Origin of the sequence: Tunturibacter psychrotolerans, assembly GCF_040359615.1 — a bacterium.
Classification (GTDB): Bacteria; Acidobacteriota; Terriglobia; order Terriglobales; family Acidobacteriaceae; genus Edaphobacter; species Edaphobacter psychrotolerans.
The window spans coordinates 5,479,315-5,505,148 of the sequence record NZ_CP132942.1 but is presented as its reverse complement, the minus strand read 5'-3'; the positions used below and the strand labels follow the sequence as shown (position 1 = coordinate 5,505,148).

Sequence of the window (25,834 nt, the reverse complement as noted above, 5' to 3'; positions counted from 1 at the left end):
GGCTGGCGGAGGCCCCTGGATGGTTTAGGCGTCCGCTTACTTCGCGGCAGTCTCGGCCTTGCCGGCGTCCGACTTTGCGAACTTACGGCGGAAGCGCTCGACGCGACCTGCGGTGTCGATCAGCTTCTGCTTGCCGGTAAAGAACGGGTGGCAGGCGGAGCAGATTTCGACGACGATGTCGCCCTTATGCGTGGAGCGGGTTTCAAACGTGTTCCCGCAGGCGCACTTGACGTGGATGTTGTCGTACTTCGGGTGAATACCTTCTTTTGGCATGGTAACTATCCTTTTCTCAATCTTGGGGTATGCCTGCCGGCTCGCGGATCGCTTGCAACGGAAGAGTTCACGTCACATCGAAGGGCCTGTCGCGCCGCCGCTTGCGCCTTTTCGGAGCGCTCAAGCAGTTTCCTCAGTTTAACTCAGATTCGCACAGGGGGCAATTGGATTCAGATGCTGCCATACTGAAAGGACGGCCATGAGTGAAGTTTGTACGATATGCGGTGGGTCAGGCATGCGCATCCTGCAGGAGGATGGCAGGCAGTTCGTCAAAGACTGTGTCTGCCGGGTCCAGAAGCGGGCCGAACGAATGCTGGGCCGCGCCCATATCCCAAAGCGCTACGAGCACTGCTCGCTGGAGAGTTACGAGACAAATTTTCCTTCTTCCAATCGGTCGCTCGGCCTGGCCCATCTTCGCGCCCGGAAGTTCGTTGATGGCTATCCCATCGAGACCGCTGGGACCGGGCTGCTGCTGACTGGTTCGATCGGTGTGGGCAAGACGCATCTGGCTGTAGGTATTCTGCAGGCGCTGGTAGCGGAACGCGGCGCAACCGGCCTCTTCTTCGACTATCGCGACCTTCTGAAGCAAGTCCAGAACAGCTACAACAACAAAGTCTCAGCGACCGAACTCGAGGTTCTCGCCCCTGTCTTCGACGCCGAGGTGCTGGTGCTCGACGAACTCGGCGCGTCCAAGCCCACGGACTGGGTGTGGGACACGGTGGCTCACATCCTCAACACCCGCTACAACGACCGCCGAACGACGATCATCACCACGAACTATCCCAATGCAGGTCCGCTGGGAACCGAGAGCGCCCCCCGTGGCCTGATGCGCGAGGAGACCCTCGGCGACAGGATCGGCGAGCGCATGCGTTCAAGGCTGCAGGAGATGTGTGTTGTTGTCGAGATGCAGGGCGAAGACTTCCGCCAGAAGGTCAAGCGCGCCAGTTTCGCGTGAATCAGCCGACGGATCGATTGTTTGCGAAGCGTCGGCCGGCGAGTCAAGCTGGATTTAGAGCAGCGTGAAAAGCAGGAACAGGCCAGCAGTAAGTGCGGCGAATTGGTACAGGCGGTCTGCGGCGACTGGAATCGACACACCCTCACCTGCAATCGAGGCATCTGACACGTCAATCAGCGATGGGGAGAACTGCGGCGAAATTTCCACTTGTTCGTCCATGTCTAGCCTCTCCTCGCTGTATCTCGGATCTCGGTTGGCCCTAGCGATAGACAAATTGGCCGACACCCTATAGATGATCCTTAACGCGAGAATGCACCAAAATGTTTCGAGGCGTAGATGAAAATCTGGCGAGTTTTTTGCTGAACCCCCATTGGTTCCATTTTGGGAATGTGCCACAGACGATATGCCGAGGCGCGATTCCCGTTGTCCATGACGTGCTGCGGTATAAAATCTCGGCTTATGAACGAACAGAGTCGTCCGCTCGATACCCCGGTTAATTCACCTGATTCCTCGCGTCAAGCCCCGGTCCCCCTAGGTAATAGCCAGCAGCCTGCAATGTTCTCGAGCAAGCCCCCTGAGGGAGGCCGTATGCCGATCGCGCCCTGGGGGGTGGCTGGATTGGTGGTCTTGGCTGTAATCCTTGGCTTGGTCTTTGCAACGCGCCACAAGTCGCAGGCTCCTCCGAATACGATTCAGCCATTGGCCGCTTATGCCGCGGAGCTCCCTCTGTCGCAACTGGCGATGAGTGAGTCGACCAGTCTCTCGGGAGGAAAATCAACCTTCATCGACGGCCACATTCAGAACTCCGGCCCTCAGACCGTCTCCGGCGTTACCGTACAGGTGATCTTCCGGAACGACGAGGCCATGCCTCCTCAAGTCGAGACATTGCCGCTTTCGGTTATTCGGGTGCGTGAACCCTACGTCGACATTCAGCCGATCAGCGCATCCCCCCTGAAGCCGGGCGACGAACGGGACTTTCGCCTTATCTTCGAGTCAATTCCCGGCAATTGGAACACCCAAATGCCCGAGATTCACATCATTAGCGTAGACACGAAATAGGGTCACCAAGTAATAGTTACCTGCCTGTCGGGAAGATTTTGCGTGAGTTGGTTGTAATCTCCCTCCTGAGCGAATATTCACAATTCCCGTAAACAACTTCTTTTCAGCGAGTTGATACGTTTTAGCGGTTTGGCACACTACCTGCTCTAGCAAGTGCATGTTGACGTCTGGAAAACAGGCGCAGAGTCAGGATAGGAGAGCAAGCCAAATGATCAAATCTGGAACAACTTTCGGCCTCCCGGCTATACTGCTAGGCAGTGCAATGGGCCTCTCAGCGTTCGCTCAGACCAGCACTCCCGCGGCCCAAACAACAGACTCCACAGTAGCAACTTCAACCTCTGGCACCGCCCCCGCAACGAATGCGGATGGCACCTACGCGACCGGCAAGCCTCTGACCGATCAGTCGAAGGAAGGCTTCTGGGGCCACATGAATCCGTTTGCCCGCAAGAAGTGGGTAAACAGGCAGACTGCTCCGATCAAGGATCAAGTCAACGAGCTCGATCAGCTCCAGGCCAAGAACGCTAACGATATCAAAGATGTAGACGGCCGTTCGCAGGCAGGCATCAAGAATGCCATGAACTCTGCGAACACGGCAGACCAGCACGCGCAGGATGCAGCCAATCGCGCAAACTCCGCTCAAACGCTGGCGAGCAACGCAAGCACCCGTACGGACTCCCTCGGTCACACGGTCGGCAATCTCGATCAGTACCAGACCGTCTCATCCACCGCAGTAAAGTTCGCTGCCGGCCGGACGGCTCTTGGGCCTACCGGTAAGTCCGATCTCGACAATCTAGCCACCACCCTAGGCAACGAGAAGGGCTACATCATCGAAGTTCAGGGTTACAGCAAATCGGGTGTTCAGACCTCGCAGGCGATGGCTGACTCTGTCGTCCGCTACCTCGTCACTGAGCATCAGGTCCCCGTCTACCGTATTTACAAGACTGGCCTAGGCAAGAACACTGAGAAGCCAGCCGATGGAGAACAGGCAGTTGTGAATGGTGTCAAAGTCACGCTACTCCATAACAGCTTGGCGACGATGAGCTCCGATTCGGCGTCCAGCGCAGCGACAACGCCAAAGACCTCCCACACGGGAGTAAGTTCACCACAAGAGGTGAATCAGTAGCCCTCCCCCAGGACGGTGCAGTTTTCCCGCACCGTCCACAAGTTTGCCGAGATAGCGACTTAGATCGCACTCGCAAAAACCTCTCCTAACCAGAGAGAACCAAGGCAGATTGGCCCCTCAATGAGGGGCCGCTTTTTTTAAGTCGATATCTCCCGAGCAACGAGAGCGCCACGAAGAGGGTACACAGGCCACGAAGTGGCCGCACCACGCGCAGCGGGCCCGTCCGGCAGGACATGCTTCTAACTAACGGCGGCGTGCACGGCCAGCAGCTGTTCCAGCACAGCTCTCAGATGGTTCAGATGCAGCGCATTGGCTCCATCGGACTTCGCCTCAGCAGGATTGTCATGCACCTCAAGAAAAACCCCATCCACACCAGCCGCAACTGCGGCCCGGGCCAGCACGGGAATGAACTCCGGCTGTCCGCCACTGACGCCATTGCCAGCGGATGGCGTCTGCACCGAGTGCGTTCCATCGAAGACCACCGGCGCAAACCCACGCATCACGGGCAGCGAGCGCATATCCACGACGAGGTTGTTGTATCCGAAGCTGGCTCCGCGCTCGGTCAGAGAAACGCGATCGTTGCCGCTCTCGCGAATCTTCTCAACAGCGTGCCGCATATCCCACGGCGCAACGAACTGACCCTTCTTTACGTTGATCGCTCCGCCGGTCTTCTTCGTGGCTTCGGCTGCCGCGATTAGCAGGTCCGTCTGGCGGCACAGGAACGCAGGAATCTGCAGCACATCGACAGCCTCTGCAACAGCGTCACAATCGACGGCGGTGTGAACATCGGTCAATACCGGTAGTCCGGTACTCTTTCCAACTTCGCGCAGAATCCGGCAGCCCTCTACCAGCCCGGGCCCGCGAAAGCTCTTGATGGAGGTGCGATTTGCCTTGTCGTAGCTGGCCTTGAAGATGTACGGAACGCCGAGATCCGATGTGATGCGCTGAATGGCGTCAGCCATCTTACGCGCGTGGCCTTCGGATTCAATCACGCATGGTCCTGCGATGAGAAAAAGCTTGCCCCGGCCTACCGGGACCTGATGAGTTGCACTGCCGATGTCGAAGGAATGAGTCACATCGTTTATTTGACCATAGCCGCCACCTGTGCGGGCGACCTGAGATCGGACTGCTTAGCTCTTCAGCGACCTGCCCAGCCCCGAGAGAACCAGCGTCATGAACGAAAGCCCGCGGCGGCTGTCTTCGCTTGTCGCACGTTTCGCAAGCTGCAACAGGCTAGGAGCATCGCGCTCCGCCTGATGTTCTTTCGTGGCATGCGCCATCACCTTTGAGAGCTGATCGAGCACCTCTGGATCAAGTTCAGTCAGGATCTTAGCGGCTGTCAGCAGATTACGAATCGCTGCGATGCCCTCTGGCTGCGAGGCGTACTTCGATAGTGTATTGAAGATCGTATCCTTCGCACCGATCGCACCATGAAGCAGGCTCAGCAAACCCTTCCGGTGCGCCTCTTCGAGCACATCGTAGGCCAGCAGCAGCGCCTCGGCGTGCTCTTCAGGAGCCTTCTCAAGCTTGCGCACGAGGTCGGCTTTGAAGTCGACAGTAATCGGTTTGAAAGCAATGGGCTTGGCCATAACAGTTCCTCAAGAAACTAAACAGTGGTGGAAGATATCTGAACAAGCTTGTCAGCAGCAGCGGTCCCTGGCAGGTGGTAGTCCTTGCGTGCCCACTTGCGTTCAATTTCGAGTCCAGGTTGCGGCGTTCGCTTGCCATAGCGGAAGTTCCTTCGTGGCAGCGGATTCTCACCCTGCTCCGGCAGCACCGTCATGTTAACGGCCGTCTCCTTGAACGCAGGCGTGTGCGTCTGGCGATCCGCAAAGTCGCCGGTCAGCTTGTTCACGGGCTCCTCGACCGAGTTCAGCGTCATGTAAAGCTGTTTGCCCTTCACACGGTCCGACACCAGCACCTGCACTCTCACCTTGCCATGCGGCGAAGCCACCTGCACATACCGGCCCGAGGTCACGCCGCGCTCGGCTGCCAGCTCCGGCGACACCTCGAGCCAGCTGTTCGGCGTAATCTCTTTAATTCCAGGCGTGCGGAAGGTCATGCTGCCTTGCTCAAAGTGCTCCAGCAGACGGCCGTTGTTGAGGTGCAGATCGTAGAGTGAGCTGGTCTCCTCTGACGGCGGAATGTACTCGATCGGGAAGAACCGCGCCTTCTTATCGGGAAAGGGGAAGCCCTCGGTAAACAGCAACGGCGTGTCTGTCCCGTCAGCATGTACAGGCCACTGCAGGCTGTCGAAGCCCTCCAGACGTGTATAGCTTACCCCGGCGAACAGCGGAGTCAGCCGCGCTACCTCGTCCATGATCTCGGAAGGATGTTTGTAGTTCCAGTTCCCGCCCATCCGGTTTGCGATCAGTTGAATGATCTCCCAATCGGCCTTCGATTCTCCCAACGGCTCCATCGCCTTATTGATGCGTTGAATGCGTCGCTCTGTACTGGTGAAGGTCCCGTCTTTCTCCAGCGAAGCCGCCGCCGGCAGCACCAGGTCGGCGTAGCGACAGGTTTCGGAGAAATTTATATCCTGCACGATAAAAAACTCGAGCTTCTCCAACGCGCTGGCAACAAAGTTCGCGTTCGAATCTGACGTGATCGTGTCCTCGCCCTTGATATACAGCGACTTCATCGTCCCAGCCAGAATCGCTTCCATCATCTGGTGATTGTCTTTGCCGGTAGTAGTCGGCAGCGTCACGCCCCAGTCGGCCTCGAACTTCGCGACGACATCGGGATCGTCCACCTTCTGGTATCCGCTGAAGACGTTCGGCATCGAGCCGTAGTCGCTCGCGCCCTGCACATTGTTGTGGCCGCGCAGCGGATAAGCACCAGCCCCCGGCCGCATGTAGTTGCCAGTCACCAACAGCAGATTCGAGAGCGCGGTCGCCGTGTCCGACCCGCCGCAGTGCTGCGTCACGCCCATTGCAAACAGAATGCAGGTGCCATCCGCCGCCGCAATCTCATGCGCCACCGTCGTCAGCGTTGCCGCAGGAACGCCGGTGATCTTCTCGGCATACTCCATCGTGAATGGCTCGAGCGATTTCTTGAACTCGTCAAAGTGATTCACCCACTTGTTGATGAAGTCTATCTTCGCCAGGCCGCTGTCGATGATGTACTTCGAGACCGCGCACATCCACACAGCGTCGGTCGAAGGATTCGGACGGAAGAAGATATCGGCGCGCTCGGCCATCTCGTGCTTGCGAAGGTCGGCAACAATCAACCGTTGCCCACGATGCTTGTGCGAACGCTTGACCCGCGTGCAAAGCACAGGATGGTTCTCCGCAGGATTCGCGCCCACGATCAGCACCAGCCCAGCCTTCTCGATATCCGCAATCGATCCCGAGTCGCCACCGTAGCCGACAGTGCGCTGCAAACCCATCGTCGCCGGATTCTGGCAGTAGCGAGCGCAGTTATCGACATTGTTGGTCCCGATCACCGCACGCGCCAGCTTCTGCATGACGAAGCTCTCTTCATTGGTGCACTTCGAAGAGGCAATAAACCCCAGCGCATCCGGCCCGTGATCGTTCTTGATGCGTTTGAAGGTGTGCTCGATGATGTCGAGCGCTTCCTTCCATTCAATCTCGCGAAAGCCTTCGCCATCGCGCAACAGCGGCTTGACCAACCTGTCGTCCGAATTAATGTGCCCCCATGCGAATTTGCCCTTCACGCAGGTAGAGATTCCATTCGCAGGCCCATGCCACGGTTCGACCTTCAAAATATGGCGATCCTTGGTCCACACCTCGAAGCTGCATCCCACCGCGCAATAAGTACAGACCGTTTTGGTGCGCTTCGTCCGCTCGTTGCGCATCTCCGACTCCATCTCAGAGAGCGAAAGAATCGGGCCATACCCAATCGGCGGCTCAACGCCCTTCACTACGTCGATCATATTGTTCAGTGTTGCAGCCGGCAGGTCGGTCATATAGCCCGCCTCACCCAGCATCGACTTCTCCATCAGCGCATTGCACGGACAGACCGTGACGCAGTGCCCGCATGAGACGCAGCTCGAACCTTCAATCTGCATTCCGCCATCCCACAGCACGCGAGGATGATCACTCTCCCAATCAATCGACAGCGTCTCATTCACCTGCACGTTCTGGCATGACTCTACGCACCGGCCACACAGAATGCACTGGTCCGGATCATAGCGATAGAACGGATTCGACATGTCCTTCTCATACGGCTTCCGCCTGTACTCGCGGTGCTGGTGCTTCACATCGAGGACTGCCGTCGTGTTGTGGATCGTGCAGTTCTGGTTGTTGTTGTCGCACACCGTGCAGTACAGCATATGGTTCTCGAGGATGCGATCGAACGCCTCACGCTGCGCAATATCAACCGCTTCGCCAACGGTCTCTACCTTCATCCCCCCAGAGACTCTTGTCGAACATGCCCGCGCCAACTCGCCGTTCACCTTCACCAGGCAGGTGTCGCAGCTTTCGATGGGGCCCATCTGCTTCACATAGCAAACCTGCGGCACAGGCTTCTGCGCATCCACCGCGGTACGCCGGTTCAGCAGGTCGATCAACAGTTCGCCGGAGTGGCCTGGCACCTGCAGCCCATCAATAGTCAACTGTGTATTCGGAGTGAACTCGGCAGGCGTATTCAGCAGCGATTTCGTAGTAGCCATAAGCCCTCTAGATGCAATGCAGAATAGCAGGCAATTCTCTGTCTGACCACTCCGTCTCTTTCAACACTACACCCGAATTCGCGATGACAAATTCGTTACAAAAATGCATCCGGCAAGCTGTTCTGCCGCATCCAAATTGTCCCGGTTGAGGCCTTAACTCGTCCCCGCGGAGGCCTGGAAGTCTTCGGCTCTCACAACTTCTTCACGATCGACACACTAGCCGTCGTGCGGCTCTCCCCACCGTGCCCTCACGACGGCCAGACCCTCTTCGGTCGTAGTGGCCACGCCCTCAAGCTGAGCGTCCTCGGCTGCCTCCAGCATCTCTTTGAACTGTGGACTCGGGCGATATCCCGCTGCTATTAGATCCCGGCCCGTCACCAGCAACTTCGGCCGAATCTCCTCCACTGGCGCTGCCTCATATCGCTCCTTCGCAAACTCGTACAGCTTCAAATCCCCATGCGCCGACATGCAATCCATCCAGTGGAGCGCAAGATGTTCGTCAAACTTCGGCAGCCGCAGAAACCGCTTCAGCGTCGACTCTCTCATCTGCAGAATGTCCCCGAAGCGCATATGGTTCTTGACCAGCGCAATGATCTGTTCGGCCTCCTCATTCGAAAAACGCAGCCGTCCAAGAATCGTCTCCGCCATGCGTACTCCAACCTCCACGTGCCCATCAAAGCGAATTCGATCTCCCGCCTTCTTCGGATCAGGTGGCCGAAACGTAGCCGGCTTTCCAATGTCATGCAGCAGCGCTCCCCAGGCCAGTGCGACCGAAGCGCCCGGCTTCAGCTTCTCCAGCAGCAGCATCGTGTGGACCCAAACATCGCCCTCCGGATGAAACTGCGGCGGCTGCTCCACGCCGCGCATCTTCACGGCCTCGGGCAAAATATGCTGCAACAATCCCAGCTCACACAACATTTCGAACGCGCGCCGCGCATGCCCTTCCGTCAACATCAACGTCAACTCATCGCAAATCCGTTCAAGGCTAACCTGCGTAATCTCCCCCGCAAGCTCGTTGATCGCCTCCGCGGTTTGAGCCTCAATTTCAAACTCCAGCCGTGACGCAAACCGCACAGCCCGCAGCATTCGCAGCTTGTCTTCGGAAAAACGATCCTTCGCGACGCCGATCGTCCGCACCAGGTGATTCGTCAGATCTTCACGTCCGCCAACAAAGTCCAGAATCGCCGCCTCATGTGAGTCCGCCAGCGGATCGAACAGCATGCCATTGATCGTGAAGTCGCGCCGCTGCACATCTTCGCGTGGATCGGTTGAAAACCGCACCGCGTCCGGCCTTCTCCCGTCGCTGTACGCCCCGTCATGCCGAAACGTAGCTACCTCCGTGGCAATCTCAGAGCCGTCTTCCCCCGGCGTACAAACCAGCACCACGCCAAAGTGCGCCCCCACCGAGTACGTCTTCGTGAACATCCCCATCGCTATATCAGGTGTTGCGCTCGTAGCCACATCGAAGTCCTTGGCCTCCATCCCCAGCAGCAGATCGCGCACGCATCCACCCGCGAAGTAAGCCTTATGCCCCGCGGCACGCAGCGCCACCACGATCTCTCGCGCTGCCCTGTACCTCGAATTGTCCTTCCACGGATCCCTCATGCCTTCCCCTATGATAGAGAGATGCCCGAAAGCCGCCAGAGTGGCTCAAAGACCGGCCTGATCCTGGGCATCGAGAGCTCCTGTGACGAGACCGCAGCCGCCGTCGTCCGCGCCGGCAGCGAAGCCCTCTCCAACGTCGTCGCCTCGCAGATGTCGCTCCACGCCAACTACGGCGGTGTCGTCCCCGAACTCGCCTCCCGCGAACACCTCCGCAACATCGTCCCCGTTGTGCGCGAGGCAATGTCTCGCGCTAACGTAACCTTCGCCGATCTCGACGCCGTAGCCGTCACCGAAGGCCCAGGTCTCGCCGGCGCGCTCCTCGTCGGCATCACCTACGCAAAGGCCCTCACGCTCGGCCTCGATAAACCCCTCATCTCCGTCAACCACCTCGAAGGCCACATCCACGCCGTCCTCATGGAGACGCGAGAGCGCTCGGAATCCCCTCTAGAACTCCCTCTTCTCGCGCTCGTCGTCTCAGGCGGCCACACCCACCTCTATCTAGCAACTCACCAGCAAGGAAGCGAAACCTGGACCTACCGCAACGTAGGTCGCACCGTCGACGACGCCGCCGGCGAGGCGTACGACAAGGTCGCCAAACTGCTCGGCCTCGGCTACCCAGGCGGGCCCTGGATCGACGCGCTTGCCCCCCACGGCAATCCCCGCGCCGTCCCCTTCACCTTCGCCGAAATAAAACATCGCGCTCCACGGCCCGGTATCACCAACAAGAAAGCCCCCGCAAACACCGAAGGCCCGCACTTCGACTTCTCCTTCAGCGGCATCAAAACTGCGGTTCTCCGCTACGTCGAAACTCACAACATGCGCGACACTATCGAGTCCCGTCGCGCCGCACTCGCCGCCGATCCCACCCTTACGCCCAAGTCCGAAGCCGTAACTAAACTCTGCGATCAGCAGACCCTCGACCTGATTGCTTCCTTCCAGTACGCCGTCGTCGGCAATCTTCAACGCCAGACCTTCGCCGCCGCCGAAGCCTTCGGCGCGCACAGCATCGTCGTCTCCGGCGGAGTCGCCGCTAACACTGAGTTACGCCGGCGCCTCCAGGCCGAAGCCGACCGCCGCAACCTCCCCATCGCCTTCCCCTCGCTCGCGCTTTCCACTGACAACGCCGCCATGATCGCCGCCGCCGCATGGCCCAAGCTCATCGCCCAAAACTTCGCCTCGGAAGACCTCGGAGCCACCCCCCAGCTCCGGCTGGGCCAGCAGTAACCGCACTACGCGCAATTTGCCCCGAGAGATCAGCTAAAATCATCAAGGAACCTCAAGCGAGAGCAGTCTGCACCGCGCCACGCGCCGGCTGCGGCAGGAACAGTGAGCACGTGGCAACCATCGAACTCTTCAACACACTCGGCGGAAAGATTGAAACACTCGCCCCCGTCGACCAGAAATCTCTGCGAATGTACTGCTGCGGCCCCACCGTCTACGACTACGGCCACATCGGCAACTTCCGCACCTTCCTCCACGTCGACGTGCTCCGCCGCGTCATCCGCCAGCAGGGCATCCCCGTCCAGCACGTCATGAACATCACCGACGTCGACGACAAGATCATCCGCAACGCTGGCGCTGCCGGCGTCCCCATCGCTCAGTACACAGAAAAGTTCGAGCGTGCCTTCTTCGAGGACCTCGACGCCCTCGCCATCGAGCGCCCCGAGTACATCTCCCACGCCACCGCCTGTATTCCCGACATGGTCTCGCTCATCGAGCAGCTTGCCGCCAAGGACATCGCCTACAAGGCCGAAGACGGCTCCTGGTACTTCCGCATCGCTCGCTTCCCCGAGTACGGCAAACTCTCCAAAAAAGACTTTGACGGCATTGAAGACGGAGCCCGCGTCGACATCGACGAATACGAGAAAGACGCCGCCCGCGACTTCGCCCTCTGGAAGGCCGTAAAACCCGGTGAGCAATCCTGGGAAACCGCTCTGGGCACCGGCCGCCCTGGCTGGCACATCGAGTGCTCTGCCATGGCGACAAAGTTCCTCGGCGACGATATCGATCTCCACGCCGGCGGCGAAGACCTCATGTTCCCGCACCACGAAAACGAGATCGCCCAGTCCGAATCGGCCTCCGGAAAACCCTTCGTCCGCCACTGGATGCACGTCCGCTTCCTGCTTGTCGAAGGCAAGAAGATGTCGAAGTCCGAGGGAAACTTCTACACTCTCCGCGATCTGCTTCTCAAGGGCTACCGCGCCTCCGCGATCCGCTTCCTGCTCATCTCCGTGCCCTACCGACACCAGATGAACTTCACCTTCGACAGTCTGATCGAATCGACCAACGCCATCGATCGCCTGCGCACCTTCCACCAGCGCATGTTGAAGGGCGGCTTCCTGCAAGGACGCGATCAGGCTCTCTCGCTGCTCACAGGTGAGGCGAGGATGGCGTACACCATCGCACTCGCAAACGACCTCAATACAGCAGAAGCCCGCGCCGCCATCTTCGATCTCGTTCGCGCCGCCAACACCGCAGCCGACACCGGAATGCTACGCAGCGAAAACGTGACGGAGATCCTCAGCGTACTCGAGCTCTTCGACGGAGTCTTCGCTGTCCTCGAAGACAAGGACGCAGCCATCACTCGCGCCGCGCTCGCCTGGGCCGAAGCCGAAGGCCGCCTCGACGAAGCCGCGCCCGAACTCGTGGCCACACTCTCCTTCTCCGACGCCGACATCGACGCCCTCGTCGCCGAGCGCACTCAAGCCAAAAAGACCCGCAACTTTGCCCGCGCCGACGCCATCCGCAACGACCTGCTTCAAAAGGGCATCCTAATCGAAGACTCAAAAGATGGCGTCCGCTGGAAGAGAAAATAAGCGCGCCGGAGTGGAATCGATGACCTTCGCACCCCGCACTCTCGTCGCAACGTTCGTCCTTGCGGCCCTATCCCTCACCGCAGCCGCGCAAACGCCCGCTCCCGATACCACCGGGTGGGAGAGCGAAGCCCTCAAACTCCGCCTCTTCTACCCCTCCGACCTCGCCAAGGCGGACCCAGAAAAAGTCCTTCACGACGGTCACCTCACCCTCTTCAACGTCGACAACCCCAAGCTCGCTGCCGAGACTCACTGCCTGCGTCCCGCTCTCCTGCTCGAACTCCCGCAATCAGGCCCAGCGCAAACCGCGGAAACTCAACCCACCGCAGAAGGCAGCACCCACGTCACCGTCACACCTGCCATCACAGCATCCATTCTGCTCGCCGAACTCGATATCGACTGTCTCAACGCCGAGCACGAGAACAGCAGCACCACGCTCCTTTCCGACTTAGCCGAGATCGTCATCAAGGTGCCCGGCATGAAGTCCATCGCGCAGCCTTCGTGGTACAACGTCGGCTGGCAGAAGGTTCACATGGCCGCAGCGCAAGGTCCGGCGCAATCCCCGCAACCCGCAGACCCCGCAACTCCCACTGCCCCGCAGCCGCTCTACACCATGGGTATCTCCACCAACTGGAACAGTCATCTTCTGGTCTGGTACTTTTCTTCGAACAACATTGACACGCTCAATCGCATCACCAAAACTACAGTCCGCTTCGGTCGCGCCGAAGCTGCGCCGCTCTACCCGCTCCCCATGGGCACCGCGGCCCCATAGCTTCCTCTAACCTTCACCACCGCTGAGGCCCATGACCAAAGATCTTCTTCCGATCGAAGCCATCGTCGAAAAACTCAACCTGCCCGAAAAGTACGTGGAACGCCTCGGACGCTACGGCGCCAAGCTCACACTCGATCTCCTCGACGACCCCGCCTTCCCCGTACGCGGCAAGCTCATCCTCGTCACCGCCACCACGCCCACTCTCTCTGGCGAAGGCAAGACCGTCACCTCCATCGGTCTCGTGCAGGGCCTCGAAAAAATCGGCAAGAAAGCCATCATCACCTCTCGCGAGCCCTCTCTCGGCCCCGTCTTCGGCATGAAGGGCGGCGCAGCCGGCGGCGGTCGTTCGCAGGTTGAGCCAGCTGAAAAGATCAACCTCCACTTCCATGGCGACTTCCACGCCATCACCTCCGCGCACAACCTCCTGGCAGCGCTCATCGACTCACATCTCTTCCACGGCAATCCACTCGATCTAGACCCCCATGCCATCACCTGGCCTCGCACGCTCGACATGAACGACCGTGCCCTTCGCCACATCATCGTGCAGGCCGGGGGGAAACGCGACGGAGCCAATCGCCACACCGGCTTCCTCATAACCGCCGCGAGCGAGATCATGGCCATCATGACGCTCGCCGACAGCCGCGAAGATCTTCGCAAGCGTCTCGCCCGCATCGTCATCGGCCAGACCCGTGCAGGCAAACCCGTACTTGCGGAAGACCTCAAGGCCACCGGCCCCATGATGGCTCTCCTCAGCGAAGCCATCCTGCCGAATCTCGTCCAGACCACCGAAGGCACGCCCGCGTTAGTCCACTGCGGCCCCTTCGCCAACATCGCCCACGGCACCAGCTCCGTCCTTTCCCAGCAGATGGGCCTCCGCCTCGCAGACTACGTCGTCAACGAAACCGGCTTCGCCTCCGACCTCGGCTTCGAAAAATATCTCGACATCGTGATGCCATCGTCCGGCATCAAGCCGTCCGCAGCAGTCCTTGTCACAACGGTCCAATCCGTCCGCAACCAGGGCGCAGGCGATCTCGAAGCGGGCTTCGAAAATCTGAAAAAACACATCGCCATCGTGCGCGGCTTCAACCTTCCTGCCATCGTCGCCATCAACCGCTTCCCCAAAGACACCGACGAAGAGTTGAAGTTCCTCGAGAAATACTGCGAAGCCCAGGGCGCAGCCTTCGCGCTCTCCGAAGCCTTCGCCAAAGGCGGAGCAGGCGCCGCCGCACTCGCTGAAAAAGTTGTCAGCGTCATCGCCGCCAATCCCAACGTCTCACCCACCAGCACCTACACCTCAAGCGCATCTTCGCTCGAAAAGATTACCGCCGTCGCGCAAAAAGTTTACGGCGCCGCCAACGTCGAACTCTCGGCTCAAGCGGAAGAAAAACTCGCGCGCTTCACCAAATGGGGCTACGGCGAACTTCCCGTCTGCATCGCCAAGACGCAGTACTCGCTCACCGACGACCCCAAGCTGATGGGCGCCCCCACTGGCTGGACCCTCCACATCACCGACGTCGTTCTTTCCGCAGGCGCAGGTTTTCTCGTCGTCATCTCCGGCTCAATGATGCTCATGCCGGGACTACCCAAAGCCTCCCGCGCGATGGACATCGACGTCGATGCATCAGGCGAAATCACCGGCATGTCGTAGGCGACAGAGGGAAAGGTACACAAGTCACGAAGTGACCGCCCCACGCGTAGTGGGCCCGTCCCGGCAGGACATGTCGTAACAAGAAGAAAGAACTAAGCCTCGAGTCCCGCCGCAACATCCTCATCCACCACCGTCGCCGCACCACTCTTCATCTTCGAGCTCGTCACCAGAAATACCGCCACCAGAATCGCAGCCATGCCGACGTACTCCACAGCGACGAAGCGCTCCTTCAAAAGAATCACTCCAAGAATGACTGCGATCACCGGGTTCACATACGCATAGGTCGCAACCTTCGACACCGCCACATGATCCAGCAGGTAGACATACGCGGTGTACGTCAGAATCGACCCAAACGCCACTAGATAAAGCGTGGAGGCCCAAGCCTGCAACCCCCACTGCGCCCCATGATATCCCTGCGTCGCGAGCATCATCAGCACGTTAAACACACCGCCGAACAACATCTCCCATCCTGCAGCCACAAACCCCTTCAGCCGAAACGTCGACCGCCGCGAGATGATCGAAGCGCTCGTCCAACACAGCGCCCCTCCCAGCATCACCCCTGCAGCGATAATCTGCCGCGAGTCACCGCGAAGACCCTCCCGCAGTCCCGGCCACAGCAGAAATACAAGCCCGGCGAAGCCGATGCAGACGCCCACCCAACCCTTCACCCGCAGCCCTTCCCCTCTCGGTAAAAAAGTCTCTATCAACGCCGCATACAACGGAATCACCGCCACGATCAGCGCCGCCAACCCGGTCGGCAAATACTGCTCCGCCCAGATCACCGACGTATTTCCGCACCCAAGCATCAGGATTCCAATCACCACCAGCCGAACCAGCTCCTGCCGCCTCGGCCATACCTTCATTCGCAGCAATCCGGCCCCGGCCAGCATCAGCACGCCTGCCATAAGAAACCGCACGCTTCCCAGCACAAACGGTGGCAGCACTTCCACTCCGTACCGCATTGCCAGGTACGTCGATCCCCAGAAGAGATAAACGCACGCAAACGACAGCAGAATCAGTGTTCGATTTGGCGCCGACTGTGCGGGCATTCCTCAATGGTACCGCGCCGTTTCGAATGTCTCCGCGCCTGCATTCACCGCCCTCCCGGTGCTACGATAAGGAGATGGTGCTTCGTCCTGCGGCCTTACTTGTCCTTCTTCTCGTCTGTGTCTCGGCGCTCTCTCAAACTCCCGACCAGTCCTCCGCCCAGACCAATCCCAATCTTCCGCGCAGCTTCCACGACCCGGATCTGAACATCACCTACTTCTATCCAGGCCGCTTCGAGCCCGACCCTGCAAGCGTCGCTCAGAACACCGCTCCGGCCTCCACCAGCTCCACCACCACCGCGACGCCGAAGTGTGCCCGCTCCACTTTCTTCGCCAACGCCATCAGCCCGGTCGACACCGCCTCATTCGTCCTCTCGACCATCGACAACACCTGCCCCAACGTCCTCCGGGGCGCCACCACGCTCGGCCCTTTCATCCGCGAGCAGATCATCCGTCAGCTCAAGCAATACGGTGAGCCCACCGTCACCCAGGAATCCACCCGTTACACTATCGACGGCCACCCTGCCGCCATCGTTCTCGCTTCAGTTCCCATGCCACAGGCAGCGGGCAAAATCCCCCAGACGACCTACGCCGCCAAGGCCTGCTTCCTCGGCAACATTCCCGTCAAAACAAAGAAGAAGTCCGACCCACCCGACCCCACGCGTCACGTTCTCTGCTTCGACTTCACCACGCTGCACAGCGATCTTTATCATCTTCTCTTCGCCTTCAGCCTTCAGTTCGACAACGACACTCCCCAGCCGATGGTCCCCGGCAGCGTCATCCGCTAACACCGGTGAACGGTTCGCTCACTCCTCGCGAAGAAGTATCAGTGGATCGGTGGACAGCGCGCGCCGTGCCGGAATCCAGCCAGCCAGCAGGCCGAGCAGCAACATCGTCAGCACAACTCCGCCCAGCACAATAGGATCCCACGGCGTAGCCTGCGACACAATAAACGCCAACACTCTCCCCGCAGCCAACCCCAAGAGCAATCCCGCCCCTGAACCAATCGCCAGCAATTTGCCTGCGCGCCCCAACGCCGTGTGCAACAGCTCTCTCCGCTGTGCTCCCAGCGCAATTCGAATCCCAAACTCCCGCAGCCGCTTGCTCACCGAGTAGGAAGCCATGCCGAAGATCCCCACAACTGAAAGAATCGCACCCATCACGCCCAACACACCCAGCGAGATCGTCGCCATACGCGGACCAAACAAATATGCGTCCAGCGCCTTGAAGCGGGTCTGGATATAAACCGGCAGCCCTGAATCCAGATCCCGCAGCGTATTCCTGATGGCGGGTCCCAATTGCTCCGGATCGCGACTCGAACGCACGACGAGATAAGCCGAGTTGGAAGGCCATTGCAGAATCGGAAGAAACATCGCAGGTCGCGGATCTTCGGTGAGACTCGCATACTTTCCATCTTCCGCAATCCCTACGACCTGAACGCGCGTTCCATCCGGCATCTTGAAGTATGCGCCCATGGCCTTCGTTTCCGAACCGAAGATCTTTTGCGCAAACACTCGATTTACCACCGCAACGCGTGGCTTGTCCTTGTCCTCCTGCCACGTAAACGGCCTACCAGACACCAGAGCCGTCCCTGCTGCCTGGAAGTACTCAGGAGAGACTTTGAACATGATGGCGTCCGTGGCCGCGTTCGACTCTCTCAGGTCCGAGGTATTGTCGGTGAAGACATTCGAGTCGGGTTGTGTATCCCCCAACGGAATCTGATCGGCCAATCCCACAGTCTCGACACCCGGAATTGCCGCAACCGCATCGATCATGCGCTTCTGCATCGGCTGCACTTTGTCACCAAGGTAGCCCGCCATATTCAGGTCCGTCTCCACCAGCGTCGTGTTCTGCAACTCGAAGCCGAAGTTGTTGTGCAGCGAATGTGCCAATCCGCGTACTGCAACGATGGAAGAGGTTACCAGAACAGCGCAGATTGCAATCTGCACCACGAGCAGCACATCCTGGAAAGTCATCCTCAGCCCGAACCTGCCGCGCTTTGTCTCGGCCACGCTGCCCTTCATGACCTCGTACGGATTGGTGTGAAGTATCTGCTTCACTGGCACCGCACCGAACAAAAGTCCACTTGCTAAAGCCAGCAGCAAAGCGACCGCATACACCTTGGCATCCGGGTTAACAGACATATGAAGAGGCCATCGAGAGATCGGCTGCCACACGCTGAGTGCATGCAACAGCACCACGCTGCCCCCTAGTCCAACCGCCCCGCCAATGAGCGAAATCACTAAAGCTTCGGTAAAGAGCCCGCGCAGAATACGTGTGCGGCTGGAACCGAGCGCGAGCCGTAGAGCAACCTCTCGCGACCGGTCCGCGGCGCGCGCAGCAAACAGGCTGCCGAGGTTGGCACACGCCGCCAACAGAATCAAGCCCGCCAGCAACATCAGGGCAGTCATGAAAGTTCGTACAGGCCGGCCGATATAGTCACCGTAAAGATTAGGACGCGCCAACTTAAAACTCATCTTGGCATCATCCTTCGGGTAGTTCTTTTCGAGATCAGCTCCAATCGAGTTCAGATCCGCGATCGCCTGTTCCCGGGTAACTCCCGCCTTCAGATGTCCCAGCGTCATGAAGACCCATCGGTCTCCACGCGCGTTCATGTCATTCACATCGAACCACTGGTGATTCACGATCGGCACAAAAAAATCCGGATTGAAAAACATCAGCGTGCCGTGGAACTCAGGCGGCGCCACCCCAATGATCGTGAAGGGATGTTTGTTCAGCTTCACAACCCGCCCCACCACACCGGGATCATCCTGAAAATGGGTATGCCAGAAGGCATGCGTCAGCACGATATAAGGTGCGCTGTTCGGGCCATGCTCATCCGAACTGTGAAAGAGCCGCCCGAGATGCGGTTGCAGGCCCAGCGCATCGAAGTAGTTCCCGCTGGCTTCCTCGACCCATGCGCGGGAGGGATCGCTGCCTGTGTCTAGACCCGCTTGGGTAACGTTATAAGCAATCAGGCTCTCAAACGTGTGGTTGCGGTCGCGCAGATCGAGATAGTCCGGATAAGACGTCGCCATATCGTTGCTGGACAGGCGCCACAGTCCGTAGAGACTCTCGGCGTGTGGCACATTCAGCGGCCGCAGAATGAACGCATTCAACACACCAAAGACCACCGAATTCGCGCCAATGGCCAACGCCAGCGTCAGCACTGCGACCACAGTAAAGCCCGGCTTCTTCGCCATCCCGCGCAAACAGAAGCGCAGGTCCTGAAGAAAGCTCTCGCCAAAATGCACTCCAAGAGCTTCGCGCGACTCCTCTTTGAACCGCTGATAACCCCCGAATTCAATGCGCGCACGCCGCTCAGCTTCACGTCGCCACAGCCCAGAACGCTCAAGATCATCCGCGCGATGTTCAATGTGCGAACGAAGCTCCTCGTCCATTTCCCGGTCAATCGCATTGCGATGGAAGAGAGAAGATACAAAGGAGCGAAGAGAGTCAAAGAGTCTCATGATTCCTCCGGTTGCACAGCGAGTGCGCTCGCAATAGCCGTCGCGAGCCGATTCCAACTGGCCGTTTCTTCCTGCAGCCGCTTTTGCCCCGCGACCGTCAGCTCATAGAACTTCGCGCGCCGGTTGTTCTCCGACGTGCCCCAGTCTGCCTTCAGCAATCCCTGCCGCAGCAGCCGAAACAAACCCGGATAGAGCGCCCCCTGTTCAATCAGCAAAGCGCCGCCGGAGATCTGCTCAATGCGCAAAAGCACACCGTACCCATGCAATGGCCCGAGAGACACCGCACGCAGAATAAGAAGATCGAGTGTTCCGGGAAGGAGTTGTGCTTGAACCTTCAAGTTGCCCCCTAAGATGATTAGGAGACTAGACCCGCTTTCCTAAGCTGTCAAGGAGAGTTTCAAGAATAGTTTTCTCCAACTCGCCAATCGGCGCGTGAAATCGCCGGTTTTCTACCGTTATCTCAATAGCGTATACTCACCGCCAAAGGCAGAATCCCAATGAAATCGCTGTCATCCACAGCCCGGACAAGCCGCAACGCTGGCTCCCAGTGCCGCTCCATGCGACACCAGATGCCGCGTCGGCACCTCCGCGTTCTGCCCAGTCTCACGCGACCTAGTCTCTTCGCCGGCGACTAAGCTCCAACACCAAACAGCCGGCGAAGACCCCGCCACCAGCGCAAAACCGTTCTCTCTGCAACCACAGAGCGCCGCCCTCCCTCATCCGGAACCGGTACGAGCACGAACGGTCAGACCAAACGCACCGCTGCCCCAAGGAGAGATTCGCATGACCACCCTCACTGAAAAGACCCTCGAAGACCTGAAACAAAACTCCGCCCAGGGCGTCACTCACGCCGCCGGGGAAGCCATCCGCTCGAAGCACTACGCCGAGTTCGGCCCCCGCCTCAAGACCACGCTCCCGGGCCCCAAAGCGACCAAAATCGTCGCCGACGACGACCGTCTCATCTCCCCCAGCTACACCCGCAGCTATCCGATGGTGGCCAAATCCGGCCGCGGCATCCGCGTCACCGACGTCGACGAAAACGAGTTCCTCGACTTCGCCGCTGGCATCGCCGTAAACTCCACCGGCCACTGTCATCCCGAAGTCGTCAAGGCCATTCAAGACCAGGCCGCCGAACTCATCCACATGTCCGGCACCGACTTCTACTACGAAAACATGACCATCTTCGCCGAGCGCCTCTCTGCCATCGCGCCCATGCCCGGCCCGCACAAGTTCTACTACGGCAACTCTGGTGCCGAGGCCGTCGAGTGCGCCATGAAACTCGCCCGCTACCACACTGGCCGTCAGAACATCATCAGCTTTTTCGGAGCCTTCCACGGCCGCACCATGGGCGCGCTATCGCTCACCGGCTCCAAGCCCCAGCAGAAGCGCCGCTTCGCCCCCTTCGTCCCCGGCGTCCACCACATCCGTTATCCCTACGCCTACCGCGGCTGTCCCGACGGCACCCCGGAAGAACAAGAAGCGTTCGCTCTCGAATGCGCCCGCTACATCGAAGACCGCCTCTTCAAGACCATCCTCCCGCCCGAAGAGGTCGCAGCCATCATCCTCGAGCCCATCCAGGGCGAAGGCGGCTACGTCGTAGCCCCCACCAACTTCCTCCAGGAGATCCGCCGTATCTGCGACCGCCACGGCATCCTCCTCATCGCCGACGAGGTCCAGTCCGGCGCCGCACGAACAGGGAAGTGGTGGGCCATCGAGCACTCCGGAGTCCACCCCGACATCGTCTGCATCGCCAAGGGCATCGCATCCGGCATGCCCCTCGGCATCTGCATGGCGAAGGCCGAGATCATGGACTGGGTCCCCGGCTCCCACGCCAGCACCTTCGGAGGCAACCCCATCTGCATCGCCGCCGCCCTTGCCACCATGGACATCCTCGAGCGCGAAGGCCTCCAAAACGCCTCCACCATCGGCGACAAAATTCTCTCCCGCCTCCGTCCCTGGGTAGCCAAACATCCCACCATCGGCGACGTTCGCGGTCGCGGCCTCATGATCGGCATCGAGCTCGTCAAAGACAAACAATCCCGAACACCTGTAGGCCCGATGCGCGACAAGGTCGTCGATCTCGCCTTCGAGCGCGGCCTCCTCATCCTCGGCTGCGGCGAAACCAGCATCCGCCTCTGTCCGCCGCTCATCGTCAACGAGCACGAAGCCAACATCGCACTCGACATCCTCGAAGAGTGCATCACCCTCGCCTCAAAATAGTTCGCCGCAAATAAAGCGTTCCGCAGCAAACGCGGGCCTCAACTCTCCCAGTTGAGGCCCGCTCTGTTCTATGCTCTGAAGCGTTGTCGCTACGCTCTACAGGCAAAGAGCCATTTGAAATTGAACGGCTCTATTGGTTAAGGATCCAGACGATCAGGGTCGCGGTGTTGTCGTCGACCGCGGCGAAGGTGGAAACGTCGTCGGAGTTCTGCACCGCAAGTCCGAAGGCTCCTCCCTGAGCCGGATCGACCGAGAGTTGCTTCACGAAGGTTCCCTCCTTCGTGAATTCAACGATCTCGCTCGGTTGATTGGGATCACTATTGATACCGTCGTTGTTAGAGACCAGCAGGTGCCCATTCGGCGCCTCCGCCATGGCGAGTGGGCCATGCAGGTGAACGTTGTCCTGGTAAACAAGGCGGCCCGTCCCTCCACTCGATGCCCGGTCGCTGGCCCTGCTGACGGCAAAGACTTCGTTGTCTCCGGTTGAAGCTACATAGAGAACGTCGCCACGCTCGTCGTAGACAAGCCCCGTCGGCGACACGACAAACGTCACCGGGTCTCCACGATGAACGTAACCAGAGGCGATCGTCGTCGAGTGCTCGAGCGTCAGCCCAGTTCTGTTCACCGTGAAATCGAGGCGGCTAACGGTTCCGGTCAGCCCGTTTGAGACGAATGCGATGGCCTTACCTCCGTGATCGACCAGCGCCATGTCCCAGGGGCCCTGGATCTCGGGACTCGTGATGGTCTGAATCAGCTTCCCCTTGTTGTTAATCACCAGCAGCGAGCCGGCCGTGGCCGTGCCGAGGGTGCCGTCGGTACTGGGAAAGTTGCCCACGACCACCAAGCCAGCCTGAAGAGTACCAAGCGCCGTCGAGAGGCCGAGTGGCACCGTGCCCTCGAAGAAAACAGACTGTGTCCCTCTCTTGGAGATGCGAACGATGGTGGTGCCGGTTCCCTGCAGGTTCTTCGTGTTGTTGAAGTTTGATACAAGAATGTCGCCACTCTTCAGAGGGCCAGATCCGTTCTGGAAGTCACGGGAGATGAAGGCAACTCCATAAGGGTTCACGTCTCCGTTCGATGGAACCGTTGAGACGCTCCGTGCCGGACCCGGCAAGAAGGCGCTGGCTGTATTGGGGTCTTGGTACTGGGCAATGCTGGCGGTTGTGGTAACAAGAAACAAGCCCAAGAAAGCCGTTAACCTACACACATTCGGGGCCTGAGTCTGGCGTCCTGCGGTGGGCCAGACGGGGCAGGAGGAGAAATTATTCCTTGGTCGCATAGCACCCATCCTTTCCTTGTAAGCGAAACGATGCGCGCTGCCGAGAAGCGATGTCAATGGTCGAACGCAGTTCTTTGGTGCCTTTTATCGACCAAGCCGATCCAACGCCGGAGCAGAGCAGCGAGCGAATTACGTCACTCTGGAGGCCAGCCTAACGAACCGCTTCAAGGGGCTCGTATTGCAGCGATCTTCCGGCGTTCAGCCGAACCAGATTCCCTCAGTTTGCTAAGGCAACAATCCAAAAACCGCCACGCCGGTTTGCGTTCCGACATACACTTTGCCATTCACAATCATCGGCGTGATGAACTTATTTCCTGTGCCGAAGCTGTCGCGTCCATTCGCGGCCTGCCCACTGTTGTAGAGCTCGCGCGCCAGATTCGTCGCGTCGAACGCATGCAATACCCCAGCACTGCCCGTGCTTGATTCCAACGCCCAGACAATCCCGTTTTGTGTCCCGTTCGCCGAGATCCCCGGAGTCGTTCCAGGATAAGGAAACGTCGTCGACGACTGACTCGAATACGTCGTCAGTGTCGCATTCGTCAGCGGAAATGCCTTCAGCGAATCCGACACCGCGCCATAATAGAGCGTCCCATTGAAGTAAGCGGGAGTGGAATACACCTGGCCACCCAACTGCCCTCTCACCTCCTGATAGATATTGTTGTCCTGTGGGTTGCTGGCCGGGTTGTATTTACCCATATTGTCCCTATCAGCGAGATAGATATTCCCATCTTTGCCCGCGCCGACAATCAGACGATGCACAACACCATTCGAGTCCGCCTGATCTGGAAGAATCAGCTCGCCGCCCGATCCCAAATCCGCATCTGCGGCGGATTCTGCATTCGTGTCGTACGTTTGAAAGTAGTCCGCCACAGCCAGTTTGCCGCTCGTCGACAACTTAATCATTCCATTGCCATAGTCGCCGTTTGCCGGGAAGCCGTGCGCGTCGAACGTCGTATCGAAGGTGCCATTCGCATCGAGAAAATAGATATTCCCGCTGCTGTCCGCCCCCAATCCATCGCCAGTCATCCAGATCGACCCTTCGTTTCCATTTGGTGTCACATTCAACACCTGCGTCTGCTGCAGACTCGTCTCGCTATACCCAATGATCCAACCCGTATAAGGTCTGTAGTCGCAGTGCGAAGTCCATCCCGTATAAATCGTTCCATTTAACAACAACAGCGCGGCCCGTTCGGCATACTGCGCCGGGTCGAACACGACGCTCCCATTCTTGCTGTTATCCCCGGCCCCCGGATAACTCGCCACAACCTCCGTCGGACTTCCGCTTACCTCTGCTCCCGTCACTACATCGAGAGCATGCAACCGCTGGTGATAGTTCCCGCTTGAGTCTTCGGTCATCCCCACGGTAAACAAAGTGCCGTTCGGCCCCAGCCCAGGGTCAATCACCGGCGTCGAAGTAATCCCGATCTCCGGCGAAATCTGGTTGCACCCGTGATCGCCGCTCGTCGTCTCTCCGCTTCCGATGATCGACGTCTTCCAGATCTGCGCACCGCTATCCGCATCGAACGCATAGACGCTGTCATGTTCAGTCACAACGTACAAAACGTTGTGATACTGATTTCCGATCGGCACATTCGCAAGATAGAGCGGTTCGCCATCCACCTTCGAGTCCACCGCAAAGAACCCAATCTTCCCGAACTGTGTCGAGTTCACATTCGCAGGAGTCAGAATCGTCTCTTTCGCATTTAGCCCATCTCGCGCAACATCGAAGTGGTAAGTCGTCACGTCGGGCGCATTGATCATCGGCGCAGCCTGCACTGTCAACGCGAGTAATGAGGAATGAACCAGACTTCCGGCAGTCCCCGTGAAGCTCACCGTGGACGAGCCCGCAGCGGTCAGCAGCGGCACCGTCAGCGTGGTACTCTGCGCCACCCCTGGAGTCAGCGTCAGCGTCAACGGATTCGCGGCAACGCCATTCGGCAATCCCGTAATCGCAACCGACACCGCGCCGCTGAACGAGTTGACCCCACTTACCGTGACACTCACCGGCGCACTGGTCGTACCCGCAACAACATTCAGCGAAGCCGGCGAAAGCGTCAGCGCGTAGTCCGGCTGCGACACAGAGACCGTCAAAGCAATCGTAGCGGAGTGGCTCAGCGCTCCCGACCTCCCGGTAAGCGTCAACATGCTGCTACCGGCAACCGCGTTCGCATTGGCACTCAGACTCACGCTCTGCGGCGTCCCGGGAGTCAGCGTCAGCGTCGCCGGTTGTGCCGTCACACCCGCAGGCAGCCCCGTAATTGCAACCGACACCGCCCCCGCAAACGAGTTAGTCGAAACAGCGTTCACGCTAAGTGTCTGTCCCGCACCGCCCGCCACCACTGTGAGCGCACTCGGCGCAGCGGTCAGGGAAAAATCCCCTGCTGCCGCCACAACAGTCTCAGACACCGCAATCGAGTGGCTCAGTGTTCCCGATGTCCCCGTGAGCGTCACAGTGCCGCTGCCTGCAACCGCGTTCGCACCGGCGCTCAAAGTCACACTCTGAGCCGCCCCCGGAGTCAGGGTCAGCGTCGCCGGCTGTGCCGTCACACCCGCAGGTCCGGTAATCGCAACCAACACCGTCCCCGTAAAACTATTCGACCCAGCTGCACTCACGCTCAGCTGTTGTCCCGCGCCACTCGCCATCAGCGTCAGGCTCGAAGGCATCGCGGACAAAGAAAATTCCGCGGCAGGAGTTATGCCAGCCCCATCGCCCGTCGCAACATGGGATCCGCTGCCACACGACACCAACGCCAGGCAAAGCAGGGAAGTCCAGCACCACGCCAAAGCCTTCGAAGAAATACCCATGGTAGCGACTCCGGTCGTCCGAGAAAGGCACATGCCACACGCCCGCATGTGCCTTTCACATTCAACTTACGTTAAACGACCGCAGCTCCGCCATGGATTGCATCAAGTAATTCCAATCATTTCAGACCAGCAT

Annotated in this window: 20 protein-coding genes; 9 read left to right on the top strand and 11 right to left on the bottom strand. The window is 59.1% G+C overall.

Annotation, left to right across the window (positions count from 1 at the left end; genetic code table 11):
• Window positions 1–36 precede the first annotated feature (36 nt).
• Window positions 37–273 (bottom strand): 50S ribosomal protein L31, encoded by a 237-nt coding sequence (rpmE, locus tag RBB77_RS23095; protein WP_179586303.1) that lies wholly within the window; start codon window positions 271–273, stop codon window positions 37–39.
• 199 nt (window positions 274–472) lie between these two features.
• On the opposite strand from rpmE, the gene RBB77_RS23090 reads away from it, so the two are divergent.
• Window positions 473–1,228 carry an ATP-binding protein gene (locus tag RBB77_RS23090; protein ID WP_353064048.1) on the top strand — a complete coding sequence of 252 codons (756 nt, stop codon included), beginning with the start codon at window positions 473–475 and terminating at the stop codon, window positions 1,226–1,228.
• 54 nt (window positions 1,229–1,282) lie between these two features.
• Here RBB77_RS23090 and RBB77_RS23085 read toward each other — a convergent pair whose 3' ends face one another.
• The gene (locus tag RBB77_RS23085; RefSeq protein ID WP_353064047.1) at window positions 1,283–1,447 is read right to left on the bottom strand and encodes a hypothetical protein; all 165 of its coding nucleotides are present in this window, start codon (window positions 1,445–1,447) and stop codon (window positions 1,283–1,285) included.
• A 369-nt stretch (window positions 1,448–1,816) separates the two neighbouring features.
• Here RBB77_RS23085 and RBB77_RS23080 point away from each other — a divergent pair, with 369 nt between their 5' ends.
• Together RBB77_RS23080 and RBB77_RS23075 are read left to right on the top strand one after the other, a co-directional pair.
• Window positions 1,817–2,287 carry a DUF2393 family protein gene (locus tag RBB77_RS23080; protein ID WP_353064046.1) on the top strand — a complete coding sequence of 157 codons (471 nt, stop codon included), beginning with the start codon at window positions 1,817–1,819 and terminating at the stop codon, window positions 2,285–2,287.
• 208 nt (window positions 2,288–2,495) lie between these two features.
• The gene (locus RBB77_RS23075; protein ID WP_353064045.1) at window positions 2,496–3,410 is read left to right on the top strand and encodes an OmpA family protein; all 915 of its coding nucleotides are present in this window, start codon (window positions 2,496–2,498) and stop codon (window positions 3,408–3,410) included.
• Window positions 3,411–3,649: 239 nt separating this feature from the next.
• Here the strand turns inward: RBB77_RS23075 and kdsA are convergent, their stop codons facing one another.
• The 4 genes from kdsA to RBB77_RS23055 form a co-directional block, all read right to left on the bottom strand.
• Complete coding sequence (gene kdsA / locus RBB77_RS23070; RefSeq protein ID WP_353064044.1) at window positions 3,650–4,486, bottom strand: 3-deoxy-8-phosphooctulonate synthase; 837 nt, start codon at window positions 4,484–4,486, stop codon at window positions 3,650–3,652.
• Window positions 4,487–4,540: 54 nt separating this feature from the next.
• Entirely contained in the window at window positions 4,541–4,999 is a 459-nt protein-coding gene (locus RBB77_RS23065; RefSeq protein ID WP_353064043.1) for a DUF1641 domain-containing protein, read from the bottom strand.
• Between the two features lie 17 nt (window positions 5,000–5,016).
• Window positions 5,017–8,043 (bottom strand): formate dehydrogenase subunit alpha, encoded by a 3,027-nt coding sequence (gene fdhF, locus RBB77_RS23060; protein WP_353064042.1) that lies wholly within the window; start codon window positions 8,041–8,043, stop codon window positions 5,017–5,019.
• Window positions 8,044–8,259: 216 nt separating this feature from the next.
• The gene (locus RBB77_RS23055) at window positions 8,260–9,648 is read right to left on the bottom strand and encodes a CCA tRNA nucleotidyltransferase (protein WP_353064041.1); all 1,389 of its coding nucleotides are present in this window, start codon (window positions 9,646–9,648) and stop codon (window positions 8,260–8,262) included.
• A 21-nt stretch (window positions 9,649–9,669) separates the two neighbouring features.
• Between RBB77_RS23055 and tsaD the strand changes: the two genes are divergently transcribed.
• From tsaD to RBB77_RS23035, 4 genes are all read left to right on the top strand, one after another.
• The gene (gene tsaD, locus RBB77_RS23050) at window positions 9,670–10,872 is read left to right on the top strand and encodes a tRNA (adenosine(37)-N6)-threonylcarbamoyltransferase complex transferase subunit TsaD (RefSeq protein WP_353064040.1); all 1,203 of its coding nucleotides are present in this window, start codon (window positions 9,670–9,672) and stop codon (window positions 10,870–10,872) included.
• A gap of 110 nt (window positions 10,873–10,982) precedes the next feature.
• Window positions 10,983–12,464, top strand: a complete 1,482-nt coding sequence (cysS, locus tag RBB77_RS23045; RefSeq protein WP_353064039.1) for a cysteine--tRNA ligase — start codon at window positions 10,983–10,985, stop codon at window positions 12,462–12,464.
• Between the two features lie 19 nt (window positions 12,465–12,483).
• Window positions 12,484–13,233 (top strand): hypothetical protein, encoded by a 750-nt coding sequence (locus RBB77_RS23040; RefSeq protein ID WP_353064038.1) that lies wholly within the window; start codon window positions 12,484–12,486, stop codon window positions 13,231–13,233.
• Between the two features lie 31 nt (window positions 13,234–13,264).
• Entirely contained in the window at window positions 13,265–14,881 is a 1,617-nt protein-coding gene (locus RBB77_RS23035) for a formate--tetrahydrofolate ligase (RefSeq protein WP_353064037.1), read from the top strand.
• A gap of 92 nt (window positions 14,882–14,973) precedes the next feature.
• On the opposite strand, the gene RBB77_RS23030 is transcribed toward RBB77_RS23035, so the two are convergent.
• Window positions 14,974–15,930 carry an EamA family transporter gene (locus RBB77_RS23030; protein ID WP_353064036.1) on the bottom strand — a complete coding sequence of 319 codons (957 nt, stop codon included), beginning with the start codon at window positions 15,928–15,930 and terminating at the stop codon, window positions 14,974–14,976.
• Between the two features lie 74 nt (window positions 15,931–16,004).
• On the opposite strand from RBB77_RS23030, the gene RBB77_RS23025 reads away from it, so the two are divergent.
• The gene (locus RBB77_RS23025) at window positions 16,005–16,715 is read left to right on the top strand and encodes a hypothetical protein (protein WP_353064035.1); all 711 of its coding nucleotides are present in this window, start codon (window positions 16,005–16,007) and stop codon (window positions 16,713–16,715) included.
• A gap of 18 nt (window positions 16,716–16,733) precedes the next feature.
• Here RBB77_RS23025 and RBB77_RS23020 read toward each other — a convergent pair whose 3' ends face one another.
• The gene (locus RBB77_RS23020) at window positions 16,734–19,397 is read right to left on the bottom strand and encodes an ABC transporter permease (protein WP_353064034.1); all 2,664 of its coding nucleotides are present in this window, start codon (window positions 19,395–19,397) and stop codon (window positions 16,734–16,736) included.
• Entirely contained in the window at window positions 19,394–19,735 is a 342-nt protein-coding gene (locus RBB77_RS23015; RefSeq protein WP_353064033.1) for a PadR family transcriptional regulator, read from the bottom strand. The genes RBB77_RS23020 and RBB77_RS23015 overlap by 4 nt, the downstream gene beginning before the upstream one ends.
• 445 nt (window positions 19,736–20,180) lie before the next feature.
• Here RBB77_RS23015 and RBB77_RS23010 point away from each other — a divergent pair, with 445 nt between their 5' ends.
• Window positions 20,181–21,617 carry an acetyl ornithine aminotransferase family protein gene (locus RBB77_RS23010; RefSeq protein WP_353064032.1) on the top strand — a complete coding sequence of 479 codons (1,437 nt, stop codon included), beginning with the start codon at window positions 20,181–20,183 and terminating at the stop codon, window positions 21,615–21,617.
• Window positions 21,618–21,747: 130 nt separating this feature from the next.
• On the opposite strand, the gene RBB77_RS23005 is transcribed toward RBB77_RS23010, so the two are convergent.
• The gene (locus RBB77_RS23005) at window positions 21,748–22,683 is read right to left on the bottom strand and encodes a YncE family protein (RefSeq protein WP_353064031.1); all 936 of its coding nucleotides are present in this window, start codon (window positions 22,681–22,683) and stop codon (window positions 21,748–21,750) included.
• Window positions 22,684–23,121: 438 nt separating this feature from the next.
• Window positions 23,122–25,701: a hypothetical protein gene (locus RBB77_RS23000; RefSeq protein ID WP_353064030.1), complete on the bottom strand. Its 2,580-nt coding sequence runs from the start codon at window positions 25,699–25,701 to the stop codon at window positions 23,122–23,124.
• Window positions 25,702–25,834 lie beyond the last annotated feature (133 nt).

What these genes read in the sequence shown, in the direction of transcription:
- rpmE (WP_179586303.1), bottom strand. Translation starts at nt 273, where the DNA reads ATGCCAAAAGAAGGTATTCACCCGAAGTACGACAACATCCACGTCAAG.
- RBB77_RS23090 (WP_353064048.1), top strand. Translation starts at nt 473, where the DNA reads ATGAGTGAAGTTTGTACGATATGCGGTGGGTCAGGCATGCGCATCCTG.
- RBB77_RS23085 (WP_353064047.1), bottom strand. Translation starts at nt 1,447, where the DNA reads ATGGACGAACAAGTGGAAATTTCGCCGCAGTTCTCCCCATCGCTGATT.
- RBB77_RS23080 (WP_353064046.1), top strand. Translation starts at nt 1,817, where the DNA reads ATGCCGATCGCGCCCTGGGGGGTGGCTGGATTGGTGGTCTTGGCTGTA.
- RBB77_RS23075 (WP_353064045.1), top strand. Translation starts at nt 2,496, where the DNA reads ATGATCAAATCTGGAACAACTTTCGGCCTCCCGGCTATACTGCTAGGC.
- RBB77_RS23065 (WP_353064043.1), bottom strand. Translation starts at nt 4,999, where the DNA reads ATGGCCAAGCCCATTGCTTTCAAACCGATTACTGTCGACTTCAAAGCC.
- fdhF (WP_353064042.1), bottom strand. Translation starts at nt 8,043, where the DNA reads ATGGCTACTACGAAATCGCTGCTGAATACGCCTGCCGAGTTCACTCCG.
- RBB77_RS23055 (WP_353064041.1), bottom strand. Translation starts at nt 9,648, where the DNA reads ATGAGGGATCCGTGGAAGGACAATTCGAGGTACAGGGCAGCGCGAGAG.
- tsaD (WP_353064040.1), top strand. Translation starts at nt 9,670, where the DNA reads ATGCCCGAAAGCCGCCAGAGTGGCTCAAAGACCGGCCTGATCCTGGGC.
- RBB77_RS23040 (WP_353064038.1), top strand. Translation starts at nt 12,484, where the DNA reads ATGACCTTCGCACCCCGCACTCTCGTCGCAACGTTCGTCCTTGCGGCC.
- RBB77_RS23035 (WP_353064037.1), top strand. Translation starts at nt 13,265, where the DNA reads ATGACCAAAGATCTTCTTCCGATCGAAGCCATCGTCGAAAAACTCAAC.
- RBB77_RS23030 (WP_353064036.1), bottom strand. Translation starts at nt 15,930, where the DNA reads ATGCCCGCACAGTCGGCGCCAAATCGAACACTGATTCTGCTGTCGTTT.
- RBB77_RS23025 (WP_353064035.1), top strand. Translation starts at nt 16,005, where the DNA reads ATGGTGCTTCGTCCTGCGGCCTTACTTGTCCTTCTTCTCGTCTGTGTC.
- RBB77_RS23020 (WP_353064034.1), bottom strand. Translation starts at nt 19,397, where the DNA reads ATGAGACTCTTTGACTCTCTTCGCTCCTTTGTATCTTCTCTCTTCCAT.
- RBB77_RS23010 (WP_353064032.1), top strand. Translation starts at nt 20,181, where the DNA reads ATGACCACCCTCACTGAAAAGACCCTCGAAGACCTGAAACAAAACTCC.
- RBB77_RS23000 (WP_353064030.1), bottom strand. Translation starts at nt 25,701, where the DNA reads ATGGGTATTTCTTCGAAGGCTTTGGCGTGGTGCTGGACTTCCCTGCTT.